Annotated in this window: 2 protein-coding genes; one reads left to right on the top strand and one right to left on the bottom strand. The window is 67.4% G+C overall.

Going from position 1 to position 1,323, the window contains the following annotated elements:
- Nucleotides 1-71 precede the first annotated feature (71 nt).
- A complete protein-coding gene (locus ACFQ87_RS46565; RefSeq protein WP_380617106.1) occupies nt 72-476 on the bottom strand; it encodes a transposase in 405 nt (134 codons plus the stop codon).
- Nucleotides 477-559: 83 nt separating this feature from the next.
- Here ACFQ87_RS46565 and ACFQ87_RS46560 point away from each other — a divergent pair, with 83 nt between their 5' ends.
- Complete coding sequence (locus ACFQ87_RS46560; protein WP_380617105.1) at nt 560-910, top strand: hypothetical protein; 351 nt, start codon at nt 560-562, stop codon at nt 908-910.
- Nucleotides 911-1,323 lie beyond the last annotated feature (413 nt).

Genomic DNA, 1,323 nt, shown 5'->3' with positions numbered 1-1,323 from the left:
CTCCAGGGCCGCGGTCCGGGCGTCCTCGAACACCGTGCCCGCCGTGCCCGGCAGGGCGGGTGCGGCATGGTCTACTTCGTCTCGCCGTCGTTGGTCGCGCTGCCCGTGGCGAGCTGGTCCAGCAGCGCGGAGAGTTTTCCCTGCACCTCGATGACGGTGCGGGCCTTGCCCAACTCCTTCTCCAGGCGCTCGACTTCACTCTTGAGCTTGGCGATCTCCTTGTCGCGGGGGTCGGCCTTCGGCCGGCCCGCCGGTGCGGCCAGGGCTGCCGCAGCCCCGGCGTCGCGCTGGCTCTTCCACGCCGAGATCAGCGAGGAGTACAGGCCCTCGCGCCGCAGCAGCGCGCCCTTGCCCTGCTTGTCCAGGGTGTCGTACTCGGCGAGGATCCGCTGCTTGTACGCCGCCGAGAACCGGCGGTTCGTGGACCGGGGCTCCACCTGCGGATCCGGGGCCCTGTGGTCGTTGGTGCTGGCCACCTGGGACTACTCCTTCTCCGCCCTCGACTCAATGAATCATCCAGTATGCCTGACTTGTCTCACTTTGCCAGGGAGGGCCCGGAGTGGACCTGAGCTGGCAGCCGATACCGCTCGGGATCATTGGCACTGCGGCCAGCCTCGTCTTGGCGGTCCTGTTCCTACTGGGGCTGGCCAGCGGTCATGGCCTCAAAATGTGGGGCCTGGCGGCAGGCGGGATCTGTGCTGGCTGGATCACGCTCGTCACGCTCCTCGGTCTGTGGGTGCTCGCGATGACACTCGGCCTGGAGATCTCGGATGACAGCGAATCGGGATACTCGGTTCGTGCCGTCTACATGCCTGGGGGATGGTTGCTACTCCTGGCAAACGGCCTGATGGCCCACGCGCTCTCGCGCACACAGGGCTATCTCAAGAGGCGGGCAGCGGGAAGCGCCTGACGCCGGCAGTGCCCGCTGGTACCCGCCCGATCAGCAGCCGATGCACCAGGTCGCGTCAGTGAGCCTCCTTGCACCACACATGTTGGGATCAGTAGGTTCGGGCTCCAAGCCACTGAGCTGCGGAAACTCCGAGAACTTCCGCGCCGGGACTGGTACCCCCGAGAGAAGCCGCGACTAACACCAGCGCGAGCACCAGCACCACCCCGAACACCCGCAGCGCCGACACCAGCACGAGCACCCGCAGCACCAGACCCCGGAGCCCACCCCGTAAACCGCCGTTCAACCCATGACGGGCACCGCCGAACGCCGGGCGATCAACTGACCGAGCCAGCACGGATCGCCGACGCCACGCTTGGGCAACTCGGTCGACGTGTACGTCCGTTCGTTCCCCCGAGCAGCACGAAGGGTTCGGG

Source organism: Kitasatospora sp. NPDC056531 (genome assembly GCF_042794375.1).
Lineage (GTDB): Bacteria > Actinomycetota > Actinomycetes > Streptomycetales > Streptomycetaceae > Kitasatospora.
Note: the sequence above shows the minus strand (reverse complement) of the source record. Positions and strands in the feature narration are given on the sequence as shown.